General features: G+C 60.4%; 24 protein-coding genes. 11 read left to right on the forward strand and 13 right to left on the reverse strand.

The genetic code is table 11. From position 1 onward, the window contains the following. Positions 1-43: 43 nt before the first annotated feature. Entirely contained in the window at positions 44-1,240 is a 1,197-nt protein-coding gene (locus INQ47_RS08795; RefSeq protein ID WP_404701514.1) for a methionine gamma-lyase, read from the reverse strand. A 127-nt stretch (positions 1,241-1,367) separates the two neighbouring features. Between INQ47_RS08795 and INQ47_RS08800 the strand changes: the two genes are divergently transcribed. The 6 genes from INQ47_RS08800 to INQ47_RS08825 all read left to right on the forward strand — a co-directional run bounded on the left by INQ47_RS08800 (position 1,368) and on the right by INQ47_RS08825 (position 5,324). Then, positions 1,368-1,847 carry an Lrp/AsnC family transcriptional regulator gene (locus INQ47_RS08800; protein WP_404701515.1) on the forward strand — a complete coding sequence of 160 codons (480 nt, stop codon included), beginning with the start codon at positions 1,368-1,370 and terminating at the stop codon, positions 1,845-1,847. A gap of 112 nt (positions 1,848-1,959) precedes the next feature. Continuing rightward, positions 1,960-2,796 carry a hypothetical protein gene (locus INQ47_RS08805; protein ID WP_404701516.1) on the forward strand — a complete coding sequence of 279 codons (837 nt, stop codon included), beginning with the start codon at positions 1,960-1,962 and terminating at the stop codon, positions 2,794-2,796. Between the two features lie 90 nt (positions 2,797-2,886). Then, on the forward strand, positions 2,887-4,233 hold the full coding sequence (locus tag INQ47_RS08810; RefSeq protein ID WP_404701517.1) for an S-type pyocin domain-containing protein: 1,347 nt from the start codon (positions 2,887-2,889) through the stop codon (positions 4,231-4,233). Then, the gene (locus INQ47_RS08815) at positions 4,223-4,480 is read left to right on the forward strand and encodes a bacteriocin immunity protein (RefSeq protein WP_209963659.1); all 258 of its coding nucleotides are present in this window, start codon (positions 4,223-4,225) and stop codon (positions 4,478-4,480) included. Before INQ47_RS08810 ends, INQ47_RS08815 begins: the two co-directional genes overlap by 11 nt. A 260-nt stretch (positions 4,481-4,740) precedes the next feature. After that, on the forward strand, positions 4,741-5,061 hold the full coding sequence (locus INQ47_RS08820) for an S-type pyocin (RefSeq protein ID WP_404701518.1): 321 nt from the start codon (positions 4,741-4,743) through the stop codon (positions 5,059-5,061). Continuing rightward, a complete protein-coding gene (locus tag INQ47_RS08825) occupies positions 5,055-5,324 on the forward strand; it encodes a bacteriocin immunity protein (protein WP_339444285.1) in 270 nt (89 codons plus the stop codon). Before INQ47_RS08820 ends, INQ47_RS08825 begins: the two co-directional genes overlap by 7 nt. A 221-nt stretch (positions 5,325-5,545) precedes the next feature. Here the strand turns inward: INQ47_RS08825 and cysN are convergent, their stop codons facing one another. From cysN to INQ47_RS08840, 3 genes are all read right to left on the reverse strand, one after another. Then, complete coding sequence (cysN, locus tag INQ47_RS08830; protein WP_084852049.1) at positions 5,546-7,447, reverse strand: sulfate adenylyltransferase subunit CysN; 1,902 nt, start codon at positions 7,445-7,447, stop codon at positions 5,546-5,548. A 15-nt stretch (positions 7,448-7,462) separates the two neighbouring features. After that, positions 7,463-8,380, reverse strand: coding sequence for a sulfate adenylyltransferase subunit CysD (cysD, locus tag INQ47_RS08835; RefSeq protein WP_003251799.1), 918 nt, complete (start codon positions 8,378-8,380; stop codon positions 7,463-7,465). 220 nt (positions 8,381-8,600) lie between these two features. Then, a complete protein-coding gene (locus INQ47_RS08840) occupies positions 8,601-9,359 on the reverse strand; it encodes a Nif3-like dinuclear metal center hexameric protein (protein ID WP_021784130.1) in 759 nt (252 codons plus the stop codon). Between the two features lie 168 nt (positions 9,360-9,527). Here INQ47_RS08840 and algW point away from each other — a divergent pair, with 168 nt between their 5' ends. Beyond that, a complete protein-coding gene (gene algW / locus INQ47_RS08845) occupies positions 9,528-10,688 on the forward strand; it encodes a Do family serine endopeptidase AlgW (RefSeq protein WP_021784129.1) in 1,161 nt (386 codons plus the stop codon). 129 nt (positions 10,689-10,817) lie between these two features. Here algW and INQ47_RS08850 read toward each other — a convergent pair whose 3' ends face one another. The 4 genes from INQ47_RS08850 to INQ47_RS08865 all read right to left on the reverse strand — a co-directional run bounded on the left by INQ47_RS08850 (position 10,818) and on the right by INQ47_RS08865 (position 14,975). After that, positions 10,818-11,582: an amino acid ABC transporter ATP-binding protein gene (locus tag INQ47_RS08850; RefSeq protein WP_003251792.1), complete on the reverse strand. Its 765-nt coding sequence runs from the start codon at positions 11,580-11,582 to the stop codon at positions 10,818-10,820. A gap of 10 nt (positions 11,583-11,592) precedes the next feature. Next, positions 11,593-12,690, reverse strand: a complete 1,098-nt coding sequence (locus INQ47_RS08855; RefSeq protein WP_176682595.1) for an amino acid ABC transporter permease — start codon at positions 12,688-12,690, stop codon at positions 11,593-11,595. 10 nt (positions 12,691-12,700) lie between these two features. Next, positions 12,701-13,879 carry an amino acid ABC transporter permease gene (locus INQ47_RS08860; RefSeq protein ID WP_404701519.1) on the reverse strand — a complete coding sequence of 393 codons (1,179 nt, stop codon included), beginning with the start codon at positions 13,877-13,879 and terminating at the stop codon, positions 12,701-12,703. A 67-nt stretch (positions 13,880-13,946) separates the two neighbouring features. After that, entirely contained in the window at positions 13,947-14,975 is a 1,029-nt protein-coding gene (locus INQ47_RS08865) for an amino acid ABC transporter substrate-binding protein (RefSeq protein WP_176682593.1), read from the reverse strand. 332 nt (positions 14,976-15,307) lie between these two features. On the opposite strand from INQ47_RS08865, the gene INQ47_RS08870 reads away from it, so the two are divergent. The 4 genes from INQ47_RS08870 (at position 15,308) to INQ47_RS08885 (ending at position 18,409) form a co-directional block, all read left to right on the forward strand. Then, positions 15,308-15,964 (forward strand): alpha/beta hydrolase, encoded by a 657-nt coding sequence (locus INQ47_RS08870; RefSeq protein WP_021784125.1) that lies wholly within the window; start codon positions 15,308-15,310, stop codon positions 15,962-15,964. A gap of 100 nt (positions 15,965-16,064) precedes the next feature. Continuing rightward, the gene (gene rhlB / locus INQ47_RS08875; protein WP_404701520.1) at positions 16,065-17,507 is read left to right on the forward strand and encodes an ATP-dependent RNA helicase RhlB; all 1,443 of its coding nucleotides are present in this window, start codon (positions 16,065-16,067) and stop codon (positions 17,505-17,507) included. 319 nt (positions 17,508-17,826) lie between these two features. Beyond that, on the forward strand, positions 17,827-17,958 hold the full coding sequence (locus INQ47_RS08880) for a hypothetical protein (protein ID WP_281067758.1): 132 nt from the start codon (positions 17,827-17,829) through the stop codon (positions 17,956-17,958). A gap of 319 nt (positions 17,959-18,277) precedes the next feature. After that, complete coding sequence (locus tag INQ47_RS08885; protein WP_281067758.1) at positions 18,278-18,409, forward strand: hypothetical protein; 132 nt, start codon at positions 18,278-18,280, stop codon at positions 18,407-18,409. A gap of 262 nt (positions 18,410-18,671) precedes the next feature. Here the strand turns inward: INQ47_RS08885 and moaE are convergent, their stop codons facing one another. The 5 genes from moaE to INQ47_RS08910 form a co-directional block, all read right to left on the reverse strand. Continuing rightward, entirely contained in the window at positions 18,672-19,118 is a 447-nt protein-coding gene (gene moaE, locus INQ47_RS08890) for a molybdopterin synthase catalytic subunit MoaE (protein ID WP_021784123.1), read from the reverse strand. Between the two features lie 2 nt (positions 19,119-19,120). After that, on the reverse strand, positions 19,121-19,366 hold the full coding sequence (gene moaD / locus INQ47_RS08895; protein ID WP_003251777.1) for a molybdopterin converting factor subunit 1: 246 nt from the start codon (positions 19,364-19,366) through the stop codon (positions 19,121-19,123). Further along, positions 19,366-19,836 carry a cyclic pyranopterin monophosphate synthase MoaC gene (moaC, locus tag INQ47_RS08900; RefSeq protein WP_003251775.1) on the reverse strand — a complete coding sequence of 157 codons (471 nt, stop codon included), beginning with the start codon at positions 19,834-19,836 and terminating at the stop codon, positions 19,366-19,368. Before moaC ends, moaD begins: the two co-directional genes overlap by 1 nt. Positions 19,837-20,031: 195 nt before the next feature. Further along, positions 20,032-21,426, reverse strand: coding sequence for a PhoH family protein (locus INQ47_RS08905; RefSeq protein WP_021784121.1), 1,395 nt, complete (start codon positions 21,424-21,426; stop codon positions 20,032-20,034). 281 nt (positions 21,427-21,707) lie between these two features. Continuing rightward, a complete protein-coding gene (locus INQ47_RS08910) occupies positions 21,708-22,835 on the reverse strand; it encodes a polysaccharide deacetylase family protein (RefSeq protein WP_252460743.1) in 1,128 nt (375 codons plus the stop codon). Between the last annotated feature and the right edge of the window lie 120 nt (positions 22,836-22,955).

A 22,955-nucleotide genomic window follows, 5' to 3' on the forward strand; every position in this document is an offset into this window, starting at 1 on the left:
TGAACCTGTGGGGCGTGCCCGCGAAGGGGCCAGTGCAGGTAACCTAACAGCAGGCCTGCAATGCCTGTTCGACATCTGCCAGCAGGTCCTCCACATCCTCCAGCCCCACCGACAGACGCACCAGCCCCTCCGATATCCCGTGATGCGCCCGCTCCTGCGGCGTATAGCTGGAATGGGTCATGCTCGCCGGGTGCTGCGCCAGCGACTCGGCATCTCCCAGGCTCACCGCCCGCGCAAAGAGCTGCAGCGCGTTCATGAAGCGCCGCCCGGCCTCGATACCACCCTTGAGCTCAAACGCAATCATCCCCCCAGGCAAACGCATCTGTCGCTGGGCCAACGCGTACTGGGCAAAAGACGGTAGCCCCGGGTAATGAATCAATTCAACCTGCGGCTGCCGAGCGAGAAACTCGGCCACCTGCTGAGCATTGGCGCAATGCCGGTCCATTCGCAGGGCCAGGGTCTTGATACCGCGCATCAGCAACGCCGCGTCATGCGGTGACAGCACCGCCCCGGTCATATCCTTCAGCCCTTCCAGGCGAATGCGATGGACCAACGCCTTGCGCCCGACCACCAAACCCGCAGTGATATCACCGTGGCCACTGAGGTACTTGGTTGCCGAGTGCACCACCAGGTCCGCCCCCAGCTCCAGTGGCCGCTGCAGGTACGGCGTACAGTAGGTGTTATCGACCACAACGTGCACATCATGCCCCCGCACCGCCTCGACAACCGCCTCAATGTCCACAAGCTGCATATTGGGGTTGGCCGGTGTTTCGAAGTAGATCATCCGTGTTTTGCTGTTGATCGCCGCCTTCAGGGCCTTGGCATCGTTGAGATCGACATGGCGTACTTTGACGCCGAACTCACCAATACCGTGGTGCAGAAAAGCGAAGGTGCAGCCATACAAGGTGCGCCCCACAATCAGCTCATCGCCAGGCCGTAGCAGGGTCCAGATGGTTGAGGTAATCGCACCCATCCCTGATGCCAACGCCAACCCCGCCTCACCACCCTCAAGCGAAGCCATGCGCTGCTCCAGCAAGGCCAGCGTGGGGTTGGAAATGCGGCTGTAGAAGTGCCCCGCCTCCTCTCCAGCGAAGCAGGCAGCGCCGTACTCAACAGTGGGGAAGGCATAGGTGGCCGTCTGGTACACCGGCGGCACCAAGGCGCCACCGTGGGACAGCGGGTCGTAGCCATGGTGAATGGCCCGCGTGGAAAAACCGGTGTTGTCGTGGGAGTCGCGCATGGCAACGGCCTCTTGTGGTTTGTTGTAAGCTTATGCCACCGAGCTGCCCAATTTTTTCCAAAATAGCCTACACATAGGCGTGCTTGTTGGAACAAAAACAATAATCAACGGATCAGGAGGGCAAAAAATGCCTTCAAGCCTCGACCGCACCGACCGTGCCCTGCTCACCGCCTTGCAGGACAACGCCCGCCTCACCGTTGCCGAACTCGCCGACCAGGTGGCACTGACCACCTCGCCCTGCTGGCGACGGGTCAAGTTACTGGAGGAAAACGGCTACATCACCGGCTACCAGGCCATCCTCTCGCCCAAGTCGCTGGGGTTTGGCGTGACCGCGTTCGTCAGCATCATGATGGACTCGCACACCAAGGACATGGCGCTGGCATTCGAACAGCGGCTGATGGAAATTCCCGAAATCGTCGCCTGCCACAACATCTCCGGGCGCTATGACTTTCTGCTGGAGATACTGGCACGGGACCTGGAGTCGTTCGGGGAATTTACCCGGGAGGTGCTGCAGCGGTTGCCGGGGGTGAAGGAGATCTATTCGAGTTTTTCGTACAAAGCAGTTAAGGAAAGGCGGGTGATACCGGTGTCCGAGAAACATATCTGAGACGGATCTTTCCGAGCAACACGAAGCTTCCTACTGATTGACAGGCTGCAGCTGACATACCGCAAATTCGATATACGTAAACCTAGCCCATGTAGTGATCAGGAGAACCTACATGGCACGGGACAACACCTATTATCTTAACGAGGCTTTATTTATTAATGCGCAGGCCCCCACCGGCGCTGAACTACGGTTAATCGGTAATGGTGGAGGTGGCCCAGGTAGCGGGGGATGGGGATTTAGCGAAGGCATTCCGCCGGGCACCAGACCTACCAAACCCGATATTGCCAGGGTTATTTCCACGCGCAGGGTTCTGACAGAAGAATTTCAAGGCATCGAGAAGGGCTCTTCAGATAAGTATGCTCACGAAATAAACCAGCTCCCTGAAACCATCAATACATTGAAAGCCCAAATCAAAGCTGAGGCGAACAGTACAAATGGCGGGGTACCACCACGCTCAGCAGAACAGCAAATCCTATCATCGCGAATCAGTCAGCTTCGAGAGAATTATTTACAAATTTTGCCCGACGCCAACAGCTACTTTGGCGTACCTGCATTCTACAAGCGCGGCGACTCAATGATGAGCCGGTTTCTGGACCCGGGTTTCTTCGCTGCCACAACGGGCGAAGAGTTAGGTATTGAATGGGCCACGAGGCTGGAGAAGTCTTGGGATGGCGCATACCGCCTACATCTGGAAGCTCAGAAACACCAGGCACTGGCAGACGAACTTCAAGGGCTGGCAGACCAAGTAGATCAGGAAGAGCTCAGCCACCAACCTCCAGATCTGTCGAAAATGATTTCGCGCAGAACGGCGCAGATTCACACAGAGCGGCAAATACACTTCGATTGTTTACCCAATGTTCTTCAGCATGAACTGGGGCAAACCGTCATCGACGACGCGCTTACGCTTGCCCAGACCTTCAGTGCCTACCTGGCAACCGCGGCTGCCTAGGTTCAGGCCAAGCAATCACAAATTCCGCAACACTCTGATTACAACCCCCGAATCAGCGGGCCCCTGTCGAAGCCCCAACTTGAAGGGCTTTTGCATCTTGTAGACGAGCAACGGCTACGCAGGGCTGGTCCGCGCTGGCAGGAATACCATCTGGCACTCGCGCTAACCGAATCGATCAGGTTTTTGGGCGTATATGCAGGTGCCACGCAAAACCTGATGCAGCGCGCCGCTGAGGTGGAAAACCTCCAGACCCAACTTGCTGCACAGGAAGAAGCTGCACGCCAGCAGGCCGAAGCCGAGCGCTTGGCTGCAGAAGCCGAGCGGCAAAGGCAAGAGACGCTGCGGCGTAATATCTCCTATATCAATGAAGCGCGTTTATCGGGATCGACGCCAGCCGTAATCCCGATTGGTACAGCAACATTCGCGGTGGCCGAAACGTCTTATAAGGCTTTGAGCGAAGCGATCACAGCGGCGATTACCCGCCTCGTTGCGACTACCATCTCCTCGCTTGCGGTAGGCACCCTCGCGATGGCCTGGCCATCAACGCTGGGTAACAGTGAGCGCAGGTACCTGATCAGCACCCCACTAGCCAGCCTTACGCCGCCCGGCGGGCCGGACCTTGCAGCCTTGGCTCTGTCATCAGCCAGCATCGACTTACCCTATTTGTTGGCAGGCGCCGAGCATGACAACGGCCTGGACCTGTATGTGGTGCCTGGGGGCAGGCCAGTACCGGTGCGCACGGCGACATTCGACACTGAACGTCTGGTCTACAGCCTTGCACTGGAAAATCCGCAGCGGATTCTGACCTGGACACCGGCCAACGCGCCGGGTGGTGAAGCCGGAAGCTCCACCAGCTTGCCGCCAGCAGCGCCCGGTACCGTCGTTTACACCGGCAGTACCCTGAACCCCGTCAGCACCAAAACAGAGGGTTACCCGGCGCTGGACTTGCTGGACCAGGAACGGTTGATCATCACCTTTCCCATGGACTCGGGATTACCGCCTATTCTGGTGGTATTCAAGAGTCCGCGATACGAGGCTGGTACATCAACCGGGAACGGTGCACAGGTAACAGATACATGGCGTAAATCGGCAGCCAGCCTCGAAGGGGCTCCAATTCCTGCTCAGATTGCTGATCTTCTGAGGGATAGAGAATATAGGAGCTTTAACGCGTTCCGGCGGCAATTTTGGAAGGCGGTGGCTAATGACCCCGAGCTTTCGAAGCAGTTTAGCCCTCAAGACATCCGTCGAATGAGAAAACATGGATACTCGCCTTGGGTCGATAGAGATGACAAGTATATGAGCAAACGCTCCCACGAAATTCACCACGTCGTGCCTATCAGCGAGCAAGGTGGTGTATATGATATGGACAACTTAATAATTTTGACGCCCAAAGCCCACAACCACATTCACTATGGAAAAGACGGTCTTGAAAAATAAATTTGAAGATTATACAAAACAAGAGTTCCTTACCTTCCTCCAAGTGATTGATACAGCTATCGAGGATGAGCCAGACAACGTACTGGTACCTTTGATTGAACATTTTGAGAAAATTACCGAGCACCCGTCTGGTAGTGATCTTTTTTTTAGACCGCAAGGCAGCAACCGGGGTGAGCCTGAGCAAGTACTTGAAATAGTCGAAACGTGGCGCCTGGCCAATGGCAAAGAAGGTTTCAAAGCTAGCTGAATAGAATGAGGCCCTGATCACCCAGGGTCTCAACATATCCGGATGCCATGACGCGCCGCTGAGAATGCTGGCACCGCACCCGGAGTCATTTGGCAAATTTACCCGGCAGTTTTTCATCCAAAGCGGTGAAGGATAAACAGGCTCCAAGACTATTCTTACAAATCACCAGGAACGATCCTACTGACATACAGCCTACCCCTGACATACAGAAAGCTGGTCCCCGGGCACACTTTCCCTGCCTTTCACCCAGGGACGACTCCATGGCCAGCCTTCTTCCAGAATTCATCATCCGTAAACTCGCAGGTCAAACATTCCACAGCTTCGACCATTTCTCCCAAGCTTTCTGGCTGGCGATCGCAGAAGACCCAATCTACAGCCAGCAATTCATCCCCGCCCAACTCAACCGCCTCAAGAAAGGCTGGCCCCCTCGCGCGCCATTCCATGAAACGGCAAAGGGACTGCGCTCGTATCAGATATGCCACCTGAACCCGCCCGAGTGGGGTGGGCTGATGTACGACGCTGAAAACCTGCGGATCATGAGCGCTATGCAATACGCGCTTTCTTCGGAGGCAACATGGTAATCAGCTTGAAGCACAGCCTCACCGACTACACCCACAGTGAGTTCCGGTCGATTGTTGGGGCGTTGATTCAGGCGACAGGCTCGCGTGATTGGCAGGACCGATTGCTGGAGCATTTTATCGATGTGGTTGAGCATCCTGATGGCGCCGACCTTATCTATAGCCCCGACAAGGGACGGGGAAGATGCTCCGAGCAGGTCATGGCGCGCATCTTGGAATGGAGAGCCTCAAAGGGGCTTGCAGTGTTCAGAATTAAAGATAGCTAGCCGCCCGGGTCTGGATACAGTTCTGAGGCTAGCGAAGAACCTTTGGGAACGGCGGTGCAAGACACCGGCCTTGCCGGTATTCGCGGCTAAAGCCGCTCCTACACTGATTGTGAAAACTTTCAGATTGTCAGCAAGGCAGTTGCTCTTACAGGCACCGCACAAACCAGGATTACGCGCATAAAAAAACCCGCCGAAGCGGGTTTTTTCTTACAGGCTAGCGCTTAAATCGCGCCACGCTGACGCAGCACGTCCAGCACCTGTTTCACGCCTTCGTCCACGCTGGTGGCCTGGGTGTCGATCACAAGATCAGCATCCAGCGGCACATCGAACGGGAAGCTCTCGCCCGGGATGTTGTCGCCACCGGCAGCGTACAGGCCTTGCGGGTCACGCTCGCGGCAGACCAGCGGCGAGGCCTGGACGTAAACGGTCACCAGGCGCTCCTTGCCGATCAGCGCCTTGGCCTGTTCGCGGCCTTCGGCATCCGGGGCCACGAACGCAGCCAGGGTCAGCATGCCGGCTTCGTTGAACTGGCGCGCCACGTGGGCGGCGCGGCGCCAGTTCTCGGTGCGGCCGGCGCGGTCCTGTGGCAGGCCCTTGTTCAGGTCGTGACGCAGGTTCTGGCCGTCGAGCACGTACACCGCGCGACCCATGTCGAACAGCTTGCGCTCCACGGCATAAGCCAAGGTGCTCTTGCCAGCACCGGACAGGCCGCTGAACAGCACGGTGGCTGGCTGCTGGCCGAAGCGCAGGGCGCGCTCTTCGGTGGACACGTGGGCCTGCTTGCCATGATGACCGGTGCTGCCGTGTGGCAACACGGGCGGGGCGATGATCATGCCGGCGCCAACGGTGCCGTTGGTCAGGCGGTCGATGACAATGAACGCACCGGTGGTGCGGTTGCTGTCGTAACCGTCCAGGGCAATCGAGGTATCCAGGGCAACCTTGACGCGGCCGATTTCGTTCAGTTGCAGCGCGCTGGCAGCGCCCTGCTCCAGGGTGTTCACATCGACCTTGTGGGTGATGCTGGCAATCGAGCCTGGCACGTAGCTGGTGGCACGCTTGATGTCGTATTTCTTGCCCGGGAGCATCGGCTCCTCGGCCATCCACACCAGCATGGCGTCGAAGTGGTCAGTTACCGGCGGGACGTTGTCGGCATGTACCAGCAGGTCGCCACGGGAGATGTCGATCTCGTCTTCCATGGTCAGGGTCACGGCCTGGCCTGGGCCGGCGTTTTCCAGTTCACCTTCGTAGGTGACGATGGACTTGACCCGGCTGCTCTTGCCCGACGGCAGCACGACAATCTCGTCACCTTTGTGCACCACGCCGCTGGCGATGGTGCCAGCGAAGCCGCGGAAGTTCAGGTTGGGACGGTTGACGTACTGCACCGGGAAACGCAGGTCGGTGAAGTTGCGGTCGGCCGAAACCTCGACGGTTTCGAGGATTTCCATCAGCGTCGGGCCGGCGTACCACGGCGATTGCTCGCTGTGGTTGACCACGTTGTCACCCTTGAGCGCCGACATCGGCACGAAGTGCAGGCTGCTCGGGGTCAGGTTGATGGCTTCGGCAAACTTCAGGTAGTCGGCCTTGATCGACTCGAAGACGCCTTCATCGAAGCCCTTCAGGTCCATCTTGTTGACCGCGACCACGATGTGCTTGATGCCCAGCAACGACGCGATGTAGCTGTGGCGACGGGTCTGGGTCTGCACACCGTAGCGGGCATCGACCAGGATGATCGCCAGGTCGCAGGTGGACGCACCGGTGGCCATGTTGCGGGTGTACTGCTCGTGGCCCGGGGTGTCGGCGATGATGAACTTGCGCTTGGCGGTGGAGAAGTAGCGGTAGGCAACATCGATGGTGATGCCCTGCTCGCGCTCGGCCTGCAGGCCATCTACCAGCAGCGCCAGGTCGACTTCTTCGCCGGTGGTGCCGACTTTCTTCGAATCACGGGTGATGGCCTCGAGGTGGTCCTCGTAGATCATCTTCGAATCGTGCAGCAGGCGCCCGATCAGGGTGCTCTTGCCGTCGTCAACGTTGCCGCAAGTCAGAAAGCGCAGCAGTTCCTTGCGCTCATGCTGGGCCAGGTAGGCGAGGATGTCCTCGCTGATCAGATCAGATTGGTGCGACATGGAGTAACCCTGAAATTAGAAGTAGCCTTGGCGTTTCTTGTCTTCCATGGAACCGGCGCCATCGTGATCGATGACACGGCCCTGGCGTTCGGACGTACGGGTCAGGAGCATTTCCTGAATGATGTCCGTCAGGGTCTCGGCTTCCGATTCGACAGCGCCCGTCAGCGGGTAGCAGCCGAGGGTACGGAAACGCACCTTCTTCTTGACGATGCGGGCTTTTTCTTCCTCGGAGAGGTGCTCGAGGATGCGCTCGTCGTCGATCATGATCAGGGTGCCGTTCTTCTCGATGACTTCACGCTCGGCGGCGAAGTACAGCGGCACGATCGGGATGCCTTCAAGGTAGATGTACTGCCAGATGTCCAGTTCGGTCCAGTTCGACAACGGGAAGACGCGGATCGACTCACCCTTGTTGACCTTGCCGTTGTACACGTTCCACAGCTCGGGGCGCTGGTTCTTCGGGTCCCAGCGGTGCTTGCTGTCACGGAACGAATACACACGCTCCTTGGCCCGCGACTTCTCTTCGTCGCGGCGCGCACCACCGAAGGCAGCGTCGAAACCATGCTTGTCCAGCGCCTGCTTCAGGCCCTGGGTCTTCATGATATCGGTGTGCTTGGAGCTGCCATGGGTGAACGGGTTGATACCCTGCGCCACACCCTCGGGGTTGACGTGGGTGATCAGCTCCAGGCCCATTTCCTCGACCATCTTGTCGCGGAAGCTGTACATCTCCTGGAATTTCCACTGGGTGTCGACGTGCATCACCGGGAACGGCAGCTTGCCCGGGAAGAAGGCCTTGCGCGCCAGGTGCAGCATCACGGCGGAGTCCTTGCCGATCGAGTACAGCATCACCGGGTTGTCGAACTCGGCGGCCACCTCGCGGATGATGTGGATGCTCTCCGCCTCCAGCTGTTTCAAGTGCGTCAGTTTGTCGACCATGGCTACTCACGAAAAACGATCTTATGGACGGCCTGCGGGCCGTGTTCGAGCGAGCCACTTTATCACAGCGGCTGCTTCTATTTAGGAGGCTGGCTAGATCGAAAAAATCTAACGATATGACTGGGGGTTTGGGCTGGCAGGGCCGGCCTCTTCGCGGCTGAACCCGCTCCTACAGGCCCGTGTAGGAGCGGGTTCACCCGCGAAGAGGGCGACACCGCTATCAGATGGGATTAGGGCAATCGATGAACAGGTGCTCCACGGCAAACCGTCGTGCCAGGTAATCGCCCAGCGCCTGCACCCCATAGCGCTCGGTGGCATGGTGCCCGGCAGCAATGAAGCTGACGCCATTCTCGCGCGCACTGTGGTAGGTCTGCTCGGACGCCTCACCGGTCAGGTACAGGTCCACCCCGGCGGCAATCGCCGTGTCGATATAGCCCTGCCCGCCGCCGGTGCACCAGCCCACCCGGCGGATCATGTCGTTGCCTTCGACCAGCAACGGCTCACGCCCCAGCACGCCTTGAACCCGACGGGCAAAATCGCGCGCGGTCATGGATTCGGCCAGCGAACCGATCAGCCCGACCACTTTGGGGTTTTCCGGGTCAAGTGGCCCTTCGACAGTGATCTCCAGTTGCCGCGCCAGTTGCACGTTGTTGCCGACTTCCGGGTGCACGTCCAAGGGCAGGTGAAACGCCAGCAGACTGATATCGTTATTCAGCAAGGTCTTCAGGCGACGCTGGCGAATGCCGGTGATGCACGGATTCTCGCCCTTCCAGAAATAACCATGGTGCACCAGCACCAGATCGGCCTCGGCCTCGACCGCGGCATCCAGCAATGCCTGGCTGGCGGTAACGCCACTGACAATACGGCTGACCTGCGGCCGGCCTTCGACCTGCAGGCCATTTGGGCAATAATCCTGGATCTTCGCGCTGCCCAGATAACGCTCGGCTTCCTCGACCAGGGTACTTAGAGCAACGGCCATGAAAATCTCCTCGAAAACTGCGCTTTTCTCGGGCGCAACGCCTGACGAACGCCCGTATAATGCCGGCCATTATGGGCCGTCGCCGTCACTGGGGGAACCGGTGTATGATCGCGCGCGCTCATGCCCCACTGCCAGGCCGCTGGCCCCTGCTCTTTCCAGGATTCGTTCATGTTCAAGGCTTTGCGTTACTTCGGCTGGCCCCTGCTTACCGGCATACTGATCGCCATGCTGATCATCCAGCGTTTTCCGCAATGGGTCGGGCTGCCCAGCCAGGACGTCAACCTGCAGCAAGCGCCACAGACCACGCGGATCATGCAAGGTCCGGTGTCGTACGCCGACGCCGTGACCCTGGCCGCCCCGGCGGTGGCCAACCTGTACACCACCAAGGTGGTGAACAAAAGCGCCCACCCGCTGTTCGAGGACCCGCAATTCCGCCGCTTCTTCGGTGACAACCTGCCCAAACAGCGCCGCTGGGAATCAAGCCTGGGCTCGGCGGTAATCATGAGCCCTGAGGGCTACCTGCTGACCAACAACCATGTCACCAGCGGCGCCGACCAGATCGTCGTCGCCCTGAAGGATGGCCGCGAGACTTTGGCCCGCGTGATCGGCAGCGACCCGGAAACCGACCTTGCGGTGCTGAAGATCGACTTGAAGAACCTGCCGGCAATCACCATCGGCCGTTCCGACAACATTCGCATCGGCGACGTGTCGCTGGCCATCGGCAACCCGTTCGGCGTCGGCCAGACTGTAACCATGGGCATCATCAGCGCCACTGGCCGCAATCAGCTGGGGCTTAACAACTACGAAGACTTCATCCAGACCGACGCGGCGATCAACCCAGGCAACTCCGGTGGTGCGCTGGTGGATGCCAATGGCAACCTGATCGGCATCAATACCGCGATCTTCTCCAAGTCCGGCGGCTCGCAGGGCATCGGCTTCGCCATCCCGGTAAAGCTGGCACTGGAGGTGATGAAGTCGATCGTCGAACATGGCCAGGTGATACGTGGCTGGCTGGGCATCGAAGTACAGCCACTGAGCCAGGAGCTGGCAGAGTCGTTCGGCATGAAGGACCGCCCAGGCATCGTGGTGGCGGGCATCTTCCGCGAAGGGCCAGCCGCCAAGGCCGGGCTGCAACTGGGTGACGTGATCCTGAGCATCAATGGCGAGCCGGCCGGTGACGGGCGCAAGTCGATGAACCAGGTAGCGCGGATCAAGCCCAACGAGAAGATCACCATTGAGGTGATGCGCAACGGGCAGCCGTTGAAACTGATCGCCGAGGTGGGGCTGCGGCCGCCGCCGGCGCCGGCTGCCAGCCAGGAAAATAAATAAAGCCGGGGCCGCGTTGCGGCCCTTCGCGGGCACGCCCGCTCCCACAGGATTTAAGTAGGCTCCAAAGCCAACGCTAAACCTGTGGGAGCGGGCGTGCCCGCGAAGGGCTGCCGCGCAGCCCAAACAGCATCAGTGGAGGATCTGGCTGAGGAACAACTTGGTCCGGTCACTGCGCGGCCGGTCGAAGAAATCATCCGGCGCGGCCTGCTCCACAATCTCGCCCTTGTCCATGAAGATAACCCGGTTCGCCACGGTACGGGCAAAGCCCATTTCGTGGGTCACACAGAGCATGGTCATGCCATCCTCGGCCAGGCCCACCATGGTATCGAGTACTTCCTTGACCATTTCCGGGTCCAGTGCCGAGGTCGGCTCGTCGAACAGCATGATCTTGGGCTTCATGCACAACGCGCGGGCGATGGCCACACGCTGCTGCTGGCCGCCGGACAACTGCCCGGGATACTTGTGTGCCTGCTCCGGAATCCGCACACGCTCCAGGTAGTGCATGGCAATTTCCTCGGCCTTGCGCCGTGGCATCTTGCGCACCCACATTGGCGCCAGGGTGCAGTTCTCCAGAATGCTCAGGTGCGGGAACAGGTTGAAGTGCTGGAACACCATACCCACCTCGCGGCGGATGGCCTCGATCTGCTTGAGGTCGTTGGTCAGCTCCACGCCATCGACCACGATACGCCCTTGCTGGTGCTCTTCCAGGCGGTTAAGGCAGCGGATGGTGGTGGACTTGCCCGAACCGGACGGCCCGCACAGCACGATGCGTTCGCCCTGGCGCACGTTCAGGTTGATGTCCTTGAGCACATGGAACTGGCCATACCACTTGTTCACACCCTGCATCTGGATGATGCCTTCAGGGCCAGCAGGCTGCTTGATCGCTTCACTCATTTCGAAACTCCTAACGCTTGTGGCCAGTGTCCAGCTTGCGCTCCAGATGCATGGAGTAGCGGGACATACCGAAACAGAAAATCCAGAACACCAGGGCGGCGAACACGTAGCCCTCGGTGGCCATGCCCAGCCAGGCCGGGTCTGCGGCTGCTTGCTTGACGCTGTTCAGCAGGTCGAACAAGCCGATGATGATCACCAGGCTGGTGTCCTTGAACAGGGCAATGAAGGTGTTGACGATGCCGGGAATCACAAGCTTCAGCGCCTGCGGCAAGATCACCAGCCCCATCGAGCGCCAGTAGCCAAGGCCCATGGCCGCGGCGGCTTCGTACTGGCCCTTGGGGATGGCCTGCAGGCCGCCGCGCACCACCTCGGCGATGTACGCCGACTGGAACAGGATTACACCGATCATCGCCCGCAGCAGCTTGTCGAAGCTCATGCCTTCGGGCAGGAACAACGGCAGCATCACCGACGACATGAACAACACGGTGATCAGCGGTACGCCGCGCCAGAACTCGATGAAGGTCACACACACCACCTTCACGGCCGGCATCCTCGAACGCCGGCCCAGGGCCAGCAGGATGCCCAAAGGCAAGGCGCCGACAATGCCCACGGTAGCGATCACCAGGGTCAGCATCAGCCCGCCCCACTGGCTGGTGGGTACGTTTTGCAGGCCCAGATACCCCCCATGCAGCAGGGTGTAGGCCAGCACCGGGTACAGCACCAGGAAGGCCAGGCCGTAGAAGGCCTTGCGCGGGAAACGCTTGATGAACAATGGCGCGGCGCCAATGACTGCAAGCCAAACGGTCAGGTCCACGCGCCAGCGCAACTCGGCGGGGTAGTAGCCGTACATGAACTGGCCGAAGCGCTGCTGCACGAACACCCAGCAGGCGCCCTCCTTGGTGCAATCGGCACGGGTGGTGCCGACCCAGTTGGCGTCGAGCAACGCCCACTGTAGCAATGGCGGCACAATCAGCCATATCAGGTAGATCGCGAACAGGGTCAGCAGCGTGTTGAGCCAGTTGGAGAACAGATTGGCGCGCATCCATGCGAGCACGCCGACGGTTTTCACCGGTGGCGGCATGTCAGGTTTGAAAACATGAGCATTCACGGGCGTATCCTCATCGCTCGATCAGCGCAATGCGCTTGTTGTACCAGTTCATCAGCAGCGAAATGCTGATGCTGATGGCGAGATAGACGCTCATGGTGATGGCGATCACCTCGATGGCTTGTCCGGTCTGGTTGAGCACGGTACCGGCGAACAGCGAGACCATCTCTGGATAGCCGATACCGGCCGCCAGCGACGAGTTCTTCGCCAGGTTCAGGTACTGGCTGGTCAGCGGCGGAATGATCACCCGCAGTGCCTGGGGGATGATCACCTTGCGCAGGGTCGGGCCCTCGCGCAGGCCCAACGAGCGAGCCGCTTCGGTCTGGCCATGGCTGACCGAACGGATGCCGGAACGCACGATTTCGGCGATGAAGGCTGCCGTATAGATAGTCAGCGCCAAGGTCAGCGCCAGCAGCTCGGGGATCAGCACCCAGCCCCCGACGAAGTTGAAGCCCTTGAGCTGCGGCATATCCCAGGTTACCGGGCTGCCGAACAACAGCACGCTCAGGCTCGGAATGGCGATGAACAGCAGCAGCCCCGCCCAGAACTTGTGGAACGGCACACCAGTTTCGTTGAAGCGCTTGTTGGCGTAGCGCACCATCACGGCTATAGCGGCAATGGCTATTGCCAAGGCCACCACAAATGGCCAGAAGCCATCGGCCATGGACGCGCCAGGCATGTTCAAGCCACGGTTGCTGATGAAGAACTTGTCATCGAAGTTGATGCTGCCCCGCGGTCCCGGCAGAGTCAGGAACACGGCGAAGTACCAGAACAGGATCTGCAACAACGGCGGAATGTTGCGGAAGGTTTCCACATACACGGTCGCCAGTTTGTTGATCATCCAGTTCGGTGACAGGCGAGCCACACCGATGATGAAGCCCAGTATCGTCGCCAGAATGATGCCGATGAAGGTCACCAACAGCGTATTGAGCAGGCCGATGACGAACACCCGCGCATAACTGTCGGATTCCACATAGGGGATCAGGTGCTGGGCGATACCGAAGCCGGCACTGCGATCGAGGAACTCGAAGCCCGAGGTGATGCCCCGGTGTTGAAGATTGGTCTGCGTGTTGTGGAACAGGTACCAGCCCAGACCGACCACGAAGACGATCGTGAGAATCTGGAACAGCCACGCGCGCACACGCGGATCATTCAGGGATAGCCCTTTTTGTGCGCCGATTCGATTTTGCATGAAATGCCCCGGAAAGTAGGGTTCCGAACAACCTGCGGCGGCCGAATGCCGCCGCAGGGTGCAGCCATCAGCGCACTGGAGGCGCGTACTGGATGCCGCCGTTGTTCCACAGGGCGTTCATGCCACGGTCGATCTTCAGGTTAGTGCTCTGGCCCAGGTTCTTCTCGAACACTTCGCCATAGTTACCCACTTGCTTGACGATCTGCACTACCCAGTCTTTGGGCAGCTTGAGGTCCTTGCCGTACTCGCCATCCGCACCCAGCAGTCGGGCGACATCCGGGTTCTTGGTGGACTTGGCTTCGGCCTCGACGTTCTTGGAGGTGATGCCCGCCTCTTCGGCGTTGAGCATGGCGAACAGGGTCCACTTGACGATGCTGAACCAATCCTCGTCGCCTTTACGCACTACCGGGCCCAGCGGTTCCTTGGAGATGGTTTCCGGCAACACCACGTATTCGGTCGGCGCGGCCAGTTTGGAGCGCTGGGCGAACAGCTGCGATTTGTCCGAAGTCAGCACGTCGCAACGGCCAGACTCCAGCGATTTGGCGCTCTCGTCAGAGGTGTCGAAGGTAATCGGGGTGTACTTCAGGCCATTGGCGCGGAAGAAGTCCGAGACGTTCAGCTCGGTGGTGGTACCGGCCTGGATGCAGATGGTCGCGCCATCGAGCTCTTTGGCGCTGGAAACGCCGAGCTTCTTGTTGACCAGGAAGCCAACGCCGTCATAGTAGGTGACACCCGTGAATACCAGACCCATGCCGGCATCGCGCGAGCTGGTCCAGGTGGTGTTACGCGACAGCACATCGACCTCGCCCGATTGCAGGGCAGTGAAGCGTTCCTTGGCGTTGAGCTGGCTGAACTTGACCTTGGTGGCATCGCCGAATACGGCGGCGGCCACGGCGCGGCAGACATCGGCGTCGATGCCGACGATCTTGCCCTTCGCATCAGGTACCGAGAAGCCTGGAAGACCGTCGCTCACGCCACACTGGACGAAACCCTTCTTCTTTACCGCATCGAGGGTGGCGCCGGCCTGGGCATTGCTCACGGCGCCCAGCGCGGCGGCAGCGGTCAGGACTGCCAGGGTGGTTTTCAACATCTTCATTCACAACCTCCAAATCGCTCTTGTTGTATCGAGCCGGAATTGCACCGCACCCTTTTGAGGCGTATCCGACCCGTATTGGCTTGTTATTGGGTCAATTGGCGCAATGGACTGTTCTGTGACAGCCTTCGCGTGCAGAGGGTGTTACCGTCACGGCCTGCCCTTTGCATCACAGGTTGAACTGCAAAGCGCGTACCAGATTGTCGCGCTGTAGCGTTTAAGCGCTCGTCAAGTAGGAAAAGTTGTATCGTTGCGACATTCTTTTTCCGACAATCATTACCGGTGCCTACTTTTCACGCACGCCATAACAAGACCCGCACACTTTCGGAGCAGTCATGACCAACCCGCTGATTCTCGAACCACAGAAAACCGCTGACGCCTGTGTGATCTGGTTGCACGGTCTGGGGGCCGACCGTTACGACTTCCTACCTGTGGCCGAATTCATGCAGGAGCGCTTGCTCAGCACACGCTTCATCATGCCCCAGGCACCGACCCGCCCCGTGACCATCAACGGCGGCTATGCCATGCCCAGCTGGTATGACATCAAGGCCATGACCCCGGCCCGCGCCATCGACGAAGCGCAGCTGGAAGAGTCTGCCGAACAGGTGGTTGCACTGATCAAGGCCGAGCAGGCCAAAGGCATCAACCTGTCGCGGATCTTCCTGGCCGGTTTCTCCCAGGGCGGCGCGGTGGTGCTGCACACTGCCTATATAAAGTGGCAGGAAGCACTGGGCGGAGTGATCGCCCTGTCCACCTATGCCCCCACTTTCAATGACCAGCACCAGTTGAGTGCCTGCCAGCAACGCACCCCGGCCCTGTGCCTGCATGGCGTGCATGACCCAGTGGTAATCCCGTCCATGGGCCGCACCGCATTCGAGTACCTGAACATCTGGGGCGTCGCTGCCCGCTGGTACGAATACCCGATGGAACACGAAGTGGTGGTCGAAGAGCTGAACGATATCCACGACTGGCTGAGCAAGCAGCTGCAATAGGTTGCCTCGCTTGTAGTTGTGGGCGTATTCCGCTACGCCGCGCCCGGATCTTGCATTACACTGCCCGGCGTACATTCCTTAATCAGTTGATGAGACGACCGTGCTCAAAGCACTCAGAAAAATATTCGGCAAGGGAGAGGCCGCGCCGCAAGCCGCCGCTCCTGCTGCCAGCGTGACGCCGGAAGCCCGGCCCGCGACAATACCGGCCGCAACACATGCCAACCCCGCCCCCAAGGCTGAGCCACCTGCCGCCGCTACGCTACCTGCCGACCAGCCGGCCAAGGACAAACCGCGCCGCGAACGCAAGCCCAAGCCGCAGGCGAGCCTGTGGAAGCCCGAAGACTTTGTGGTCGAGCCACAGGAAGGCAAAACCCGCTTCCACGACTTCAAGCTGTCCAACGAGCTGATGCACGCCATCCACGACCTGGGCTTCCCGTACTGCACGCCGATCCAGGCGCAGGTCCTGGGTTACACCCTGCGTGGCCAGGACGCCATCGGCCGGGCCCAGACGGGTACCGGCAAGACAGCCGCCTTCCTGATCTCGATCATTTCCCAGTTGCAGCAGACGCCACCGCCTAAAGAGCGCTACATGGGCGAACCGCGCGCGCTGATCATCGCGCCCACCCGCGAGCTGGTGGTGCAGATCGCCAAGGACGCCGCTGCCCTGACCAAGTACACCGGCCTGAACGTGATGAGCTTCGTCGGTGGCATGGACTTCGACAAGCAGCTCAAAGCCCTGGAGGCGCGCCACTGCGATATCCTGGTGGCTACCCCGGGCCGCCTGCTGGACTTCAACCAGCGCGGCGAAGTGCACCTGGACATGGTCGAGGTGATGGTGCTTGACGAAGCCGACCGCATGCTCGACATGGGCTTCATCCCCCAGGTCCGCCAAATCATTCGTCAGACACCGCCGAAAAGCGAGCGCCAGACCCTGCTGTTCTCCGCCACCTTCACCGACGATGTGATGAACCTGGCCAAGCAGTGGACCACCAACCCGGCCATCGTCGAGATCGAGCCGGAGAACGTGGCCAGCGAAACGGTCGAGCAACACGTGTATGCGGTGGCCGGCAGCGACAAGTACAAACTGCTGTACAACCTGGTGACCCAGAACAAGTGGGAACGGGTGATGGTGTTCGCCAACCGCAAGGACGAAGTGCGGCGCATCGAGGAGAAGCTGGTACGCGACGGCATCAATGCCGCCCAGCTGTCGGGCGACGTGCCGCAGCACAAGCGCATCCGCACGCTGGAGAGCTTCCGCGAAGGGCGCATCACCGTGCTGGTGGCCACCGACGTGGCCGGGCGCGGGATCCATATCGATGGCATCAGCCACGTGATCAACTTCACCCTGCCGGAAGACCCTGACGATTACGTGCACCGCATTGGCCGTACCGGTCGTGCCGGCACCAGCGGTGTGTCGATCAGCTTTGCCGGTGAGGACGACTCGTATCAGTTGCCGGCGATCGAAGCGCTGCTGGGGCGCAAGATCAAGTGCGAGATGCCGCCGGATGAGCTGCTCAAGCCGGTGCCGCGCAAGCATCACTGACCTTCAGCGGGCTACACGCCCCCTGTGGGAGCGGCCTTGTGTCGCAATTGGGCCGCGCAGCGGCCCCGGGATTTCGGCTTTAATGCAGAGATTGTCGGGGGCCGCTACGCGGCCCTTTCGCGACACAAGGTCCCCCTGCAGGAGCGGGTTTACCCGCGAATACGGTAGTGGCGACAACGGTGAACGGCGGGTGGAGATTGGCCAGCAGGCCCGGCCCTTTCGCGGGTAAACCCGCTCCTACAGGCGATCGGTGCCGCCTTGATTACCAGCGCCCCGCCGCATCCTGGTCACTCTGCTTCCCCTCCACCCATCCAGTGGTGTGTCGATCAGCTTTGCCGGTGAGGATGACTCGTATCAGCTGCCTGCGATCGAAGCGCTGCTGGGGCGCAAGATCAAGTGCGAGATGCCGCCGGATGAGCTGCTCAAGCCGGTGCCGCGCAAGCATCACTGACCTTCAGCGAGCTACACGCCCCCTGCGGGAGCGGCCTTGTGTCGCGATTGGGCCGCGCAGCGGCCCCGGGATTTCGGCTTTGATGCGCAGATTGTCGGGGGCCGCTACGCGGCCCTTTCGCGACACAAGGTCCCCCTGTAGGAGCGGGTTTACCCGCGAATACGGTAGTGGCGGCAACGGTGAACGGCGGCTGGAGATTGGCCAGCAGGCCCGGCCCTTTCGCGGGTAAACCCGCTCCTACAGGCGACCGGCGGCGCCTTGATTACCAGCGCCCCGCCGCATCCTGGTCACTCTGCTTCCCCTCCACCCATCCAGTGGTGTGTCGATCAGCTTTGCCGGTGAGGATGACTCGTATCAGCTGCCTGCGATCGAAGCGCTGCTGGGGCGCAAGATCAAGTGCGAGATGCCGCCGGATGAGCTGCTCAAGCCGGTGCCGCGCAAGCATCACTGACCTTCAGCGGGCTACACGCCCCCTGTGGGAGCGGCCTTGTGTCGCAATTGGGCCGCGCAGCGGCCCCGGGATTTCGGCTTTAATGCAGAGATTGTCGGGGGCCGCTACGCGGCCCTTTCGCGACACAAGGTCCCCCTGTAGGAGCGGGTTTACCCGCGAATACGGTAGTGGCGGCAACGGTGAACGGCGGGTGGAGATTGGCCAGCAGGCCCGGCCCTTTCGCGGGTAAACCCGCTCCTACAGGCGATCGGTGCCGCCTTGATTACCAGCGCTGCGCCGCATCCTGGTCACTCTGCTTCCCCTCCACCCACCTTGGCCCTTCCTGGGTATTCTCCTTCTTCCAGAACGGCGCCCGGGTCTTCAGGTAGTCCATGATGAAGTTGCAGGCATCGAACGCAGCCTGTCGATGGGCACTGGCTACCCCCACGAACACAATCGGTTCACCCGGCTCCAGCGCACCGATGCGGTGCAGCACCTCCACCTTCAACAGCGGCCAACGCTGCTCGGCCTCGACCACGATCTTGGCCAGGGCCTTTTCGGTCATACCCGGATAGTGCTCGAGGAACATCCCCGCCACTTCGCGGCCATCGTTGAAATCCCGCACATAGCCGACAAAACCGACCACCGCGCCCACGCCCACATTGGCCGCATGCATGGCATTGGTCTCGGCCCCGGGGTCGAACGCGCCTTCCTGTACTCGCACAGCCATGTTCAGCCTCCGGTCACCGGCGGGAAGAACGCCACTTCATCGCCCTCTTCCAGCGGTTCATCGAGCTTGCACAGCTCTTCGTTGCGCGCGCACATCAGGTTCTGCTCGGCCAGCACTTCGTACTGCCCGCCCTTGGCTACCAAGGCCTGGCGCACATCATCAAGCACCTTGAACGCCCCCTCCACCCGCTCGGCATCCACGCCCAACAGTTCGCGGTAACGGGCGAAGTACATCACCTTGACCTTCATCACGCCTCCACCTTGTAATGGCCACTCTTGCCACCGAGTTTTTCCAGCAGGCGCACCTGCTCGATGACCATACCTTTATCCACAGCCTTGCACATGTCATAGATCGTCAGCGCGGCCACACTGGCGGCGGTCAGCGCCTCCATCTCCACGCCGGTCTGCCCGGCCAGCTTGCAGCGGGCGACGATGCGCACGGCATCCTGCCCCTCAGCGCTGAGCTCGACCTTGACGCTGGTGAGCATCAGCGGGTGGCACAGCGGAATCAGGTCGCTGGTTTTTTTCGCCGCCTGTATCCCGGCAATGCGCGCCACGGCGAACACGTCACCCTTGGGGTGTTCACCGTCGACGATCATCTGCAAGGTCTGCGGCAACATGCGCACCCGCGCCTCGGCGGTAGCCTCGCGCTCGGTCACGGCCTTTTCAGTGACGTCGACCATGTTGGCCCGCCCCTGGGAATCAAGATGTGTCAGCACTGCTTTGCTCCTGTGAAGGGAGTTCGCAGTGTAAACCTGTGGGTCAGGTTTGAGCAGAGGTATGTGTCGCCAGGTTTGGCCTCTTCGCGGGCACGCCCGCTCCTACAGGCGCTCCACGATCTCGATTCAAGTGGACATCCTGTGAGCGGGCGTGCCCGTGAAGAGGCCGGGCAGTAATCTGCCCGGCTACATGGTTTACAAATGCGACTCGGCGTACTCGGCCAGCACCGAGCGAGGCACGCCCTGCAGGGTGATGTGCACGCCATTTGGGAAGTCCTTGAAGCGCTCGGTCAGGTAGGTCAGGCCCGAGCTGGTCGCGGACAGGTAGGGGGTGTCGATCTGCGCCAGGTTACCCAGGCAGACCACTTTGGAGCCGGAGCCGGCACGGGTGATGATGGTTTTCATCTGGTGCGGCGTCAGGTTCTGGCACTCGTCAATCAGGATCAGGCTCTGCTGGAAGCTACGGCCACGGATGTAGTTCAGCGACTTGAACTGCAGCGGCACGCGCTCGAGGATGTATTCGACGCTGCCATGGGTGCTTTCGTCATCCATGTGCAAAGCTTCGAGGTTGTCGGTGATGGCGCCCAGCCACGGCTCCATCTTCTCTGCTTCGGTGCCCGGCAGGAAGCCAATCTCCTGGTCCAGCCCCTGCACGCTGCGGGTGGCGATGATGCGCCGGTAGCGCTTGCTGACCATGGTTTGCTCGATGGCCGCAGCCAGCGCCAGGATGGTTTTACCGGAGCCGGCGGCGCCGGTCAGGTTCACCAGGTGGATATCCGGGTCCAGCAGGGCGAACAGTGCCAGGCTTTGGTGAATGTCGCGTGGTTTCAGGCCCCAGGCTTCCTGGTGCAGCAACGGCTCCTGGTGCAGGTCGAGCAGTAGCAGTTCGTCGTCACGGATGCCCTTGATCCATCCGACGAAGCCCTGCTCATCGATGATGAACTCGTTGACGTGCACGGCTGGCAGGTTGTCGATCATCTGCACCCGATGCCAGGTGCGGCCGCGCTCCTGACGGGTATCGACCTTGCTCACGCGGTCCCAGAATGAGCCGGTGACCGAATGGTAGCCCTTGGACAGCAGGGACACGTCATCGACCAGTTGGTCGGTGCTGTAGTCCTCAGCCGCTATACCGCAAGCGCGCGCCTTCAGGCGCATGTTGATGTCTTTGGTGACCAGCACGACATCCAGGTCGGTGCGCCGGGCCCGAACTTCGAGCAACTGGTTGATGATGATGTTGTCGTTGAGGTTTTCCGGCAACAGCTTGTTCGGCTCGTTGCGCGGGGTCATCAGGATGGACAGGAACCCCTTGGGGCCACTCTTGTTGCGCTGAATCGGCACGCCCTGCTCGACATCGCTGGGCGAAGCGTCACCGAGGGTCTGGTCTATCAGGCGGATGGCCTGGCGGCATTCGGCGGCGATGCTCTGTTTGCCGGTCTTGAGCTTGTCGAGTTCCTCCAGCACCGTCATCGGGATGGCGACATGGTGCTCCTCGAAGTTCAGTAACGCGTTAGGGTCGTGAATCAGGACGTTGGTATCGAGCACATACAGGATTGGCTTGCTGGAGGAAGGGTTGCGTCCTTGGTCATCCATACTCGGTCACCTTATGTCGAAGCCACACGGCGTGGTCTGTTACGCCGCAGAGTGACTGCCGCTGTTCCCGTATCCGCGTTGTTACGGGCGGGAAGCGAACCTGGCCAGGTGAGCCCGGATGACGCCACCTGTGCTGCAGGAATCGGCTGTCTGGTTTCTTCATACCGCAAAAACCATGACCGAAAAAAGCACTTTTACGTATTTTTGAAGTTTATTTTTCCGATTGACGAAGAGGCCTTGGCGCCAGCGTCAGAGGGGACTACGCTCAAAAGTCATACCCTCTATTCGCGGTATCCGTATTCCCGGCAATCCTCCCAGCCGATACCGCTTTGCGCGGTATTGCGCAGCAGCCATTCCACGGCCGGCTGCGCCTTGGGAAGGCTGTCATGAAACTGGATCACGCCCTTGCGCCACAACAGCATCAGGGTCAATACACGCTGCGCGGACGCCTCTGCGCTCAATGCACCGTCATCCTGCGCATCGATGTCCCACAACGATACCCGCAACTGCTGGCGGGCCATGAACGCCTCGCCGTCAGCCCGGCGCTGACCATAAGGTGGGCTGAACAGCGGTACATACTGCTCGGGCAGATCAGCCTGCACCCGCGCCTGGCTGCGCCGCAGCGAATCCTGCCAGTCGGTCCACTGCGCATGGGAGCGGTATTCCCACCCCTGGATGCCCACGCACTGCCCGCCATAGAGCTGGCGCAAGGCGTGTACCGAGGCGCCATCACGACGTTGCTGCAAACGGTTACCGAGCGTGAAGAACGTGCCTTCGAGCTTTTGCCGGCGCAGGTAATCGGTGAGTAGATCCGTACTGCCCCCCTCGGGGCCGGGCCCGCCGACAAAGGTCAGCAGGAACATGCGGTCGTTCAGTTCGTCACCCTTGCGCTCGCGCGAAGACAACCGCTCAATTTCACTGCTGGTCTGCGGCAGCAACGCCGCCTTGCGCAGTTGCTCGTCCAGGTAGCGTACATGGAACTGGTGGCTCGGCTCGATCCAGCCGGTATAGAACGCACCAACGTCAGCTGCGAACGTCACCGCTTGTGTGCGCAAGTCCGCCATGGACGTAATCGGGTAGCAAAATGATGCATCCTGCTCACAACTGCGCTGAGCCTGTTGATAACCCTCCCACAACCGCTGCCACATGCGCGCCCGAACCTGGCGCACCTTCTGCAGGTTGATCTGCCGCAGCCCCAGCCGGGCCGCCAGGGTCGCGTCATCCAGCAACTCGCTTTCGTGCAGTACTTGGGCGAACGAAAGGATTTCTGCCCGGGAGGCCACATCGAACAGCGCCGGGCTGTCCAGTTGTTCGGGCCACAGGCTGCGGTCCAGGCTGACCTGCGATGATGGGGCGGCTTGCACGGCCAGGCTCAGCAGGCAGGCCAGCAAAGCAGAAGCAATGCGCACAGTGGAAGGCTCCGCAACGGCAAAACGCGAACTATAGCGCCTGCACCGACCATGGTCTGTGACTATCGTCGCCATAGTTTGGACTTGCACCGCCCACCCCGTAGAATCCTCGGCCAACGA

The organism is Pseudomonas sp. 3HC3 (genome assembly GCF_044904505.1).
Taxonomy (GTDB): Bacteria; Pseudomonadota; Gammaproteobacteria; order Pseudomonadales; family Pseudomonadaceae; genus Aquipseudomonas; species Aquipseudomonas putida_Y.

What these genes read in the sequence shown, in the direction of transcription:
- INQ47_RS08850 (WP_003251792.1), bottom strand. Translation starts at nt 11,582, where the DNA reads ATGAGTGAAGCGATCAAGCAGCCTGCTGGCCCTGAAGGCATCATCCAG.
- INQ47_RS08870 (WP_021784125.1), top strand. Translation starts at nt 15,308, where the DNA reads ATGACCAACCCGCTGATTCTCGAACCACAGAAAACCGCTGACGCCTGT.
- INQ47_RS08865 (WP_176682593.1), bottom strand. Translation starts at nt 14,975, where the DNA reads ATGAAGATGTTGAAAACCACCCTGGCAGTCCTGACCGCTGCCGCCGCG.
- INQ47_RS08860 (WP_404701519.1), bottom strand. Translation starts at nt 13,879, where the DNA reads ATGCAAAATCGAATCGGCGCACAAAAAGGGCTATCCCTGAATGATCCG.
- INQ47_RS08820 (WP_404701518.1), top strand. Translation starts at nt 4,741, where the DNA reads ATGGCCAGCCTTCTTCCAGAATTCATCATCCGTAAACTCGCAGGTCAA.
- INQ47_RS08800 (WP_404701515.1), top strand. Translation starts at nt 1,368, where the DNA reads ATGCCTTCAAGCCTCGACCGCACCGACCGTGCCCTGCTCACCGCCTTG.
- INQ47_RS08825 (WP_339444285.1), top strand. Translation starts at nt 5,055, where the DNA reads ATGGTAATCAGCTTGAAGCACAGCCTCACCGACTACACCCACAGTGAG.
- algW (WP_021784129.1), top strand. Translation starts at nt 9,528, where the DNA reads ATGTTCAAGGCTTTGCGTTACTTCGGCTGGCCCCTGCTTACCGGCATA.
- cysD (WP_003251799.1), bottom strand. Translation starts at nt 8,380, where the DNA reads ATGGTCGACAAACTGACGCACTTGAAACAGCTGGAGGCGGAGAGCATC.
- INQ47_RS08795 (WP_404701514.1), bottom strand. Translation starts at nt 1,240, where the DNA reads ATGCGCGACTCCCACGACAACACCGGTTTTTCCACGCGGGCCATTCAC.
- INQ47_RS08905 (WP_021784121.1), bottom strand. Translation starts at nt 21,426, where the DNA reads ATGGATGACCAAGGACGCAACCCTTCCTCCAGCAAGCCAATCCTGTAT.
- cysN (WP_084852049.1), bottom strand. Translation starts at nt 7,447, where the DNA reads ATGTCGCACCAATCTGATCTGATCAGCGAGGACATCCTCGCCTACCTG.
- moaE (WP_021784123.1), bottom strand. Translation starts at nt 19,118, where the DNA reads ATGGCTGTGCGAGTACAGGAAGGCGCGTTCGACCCCGGGGCCGAGACC.
- INQ47_RS08840 (WP_021784130.1), bottom strand. Translation starts at nt 9,359, where the DNA reads ATGGCCGTTGCTCTAAGTACCCTGGTCGAGGAAGCCGAGCGTTATCTG.
- INQ47_RS08805 (WP_404701516.1), top strand. Translation starts at nt 1,960, where the DNA reads ATGGCACGGGACAACACCTATTATCTTAACGAGGCTTTATTTATTAAT.
- moaD (WP_003251777.1), bottom strand. Translation starts at nt 19,366, where the DNA reads ATGAAGGTCAAGGTGATGTACTTCGCCCGTTACCGCGAACTGTTGGGC.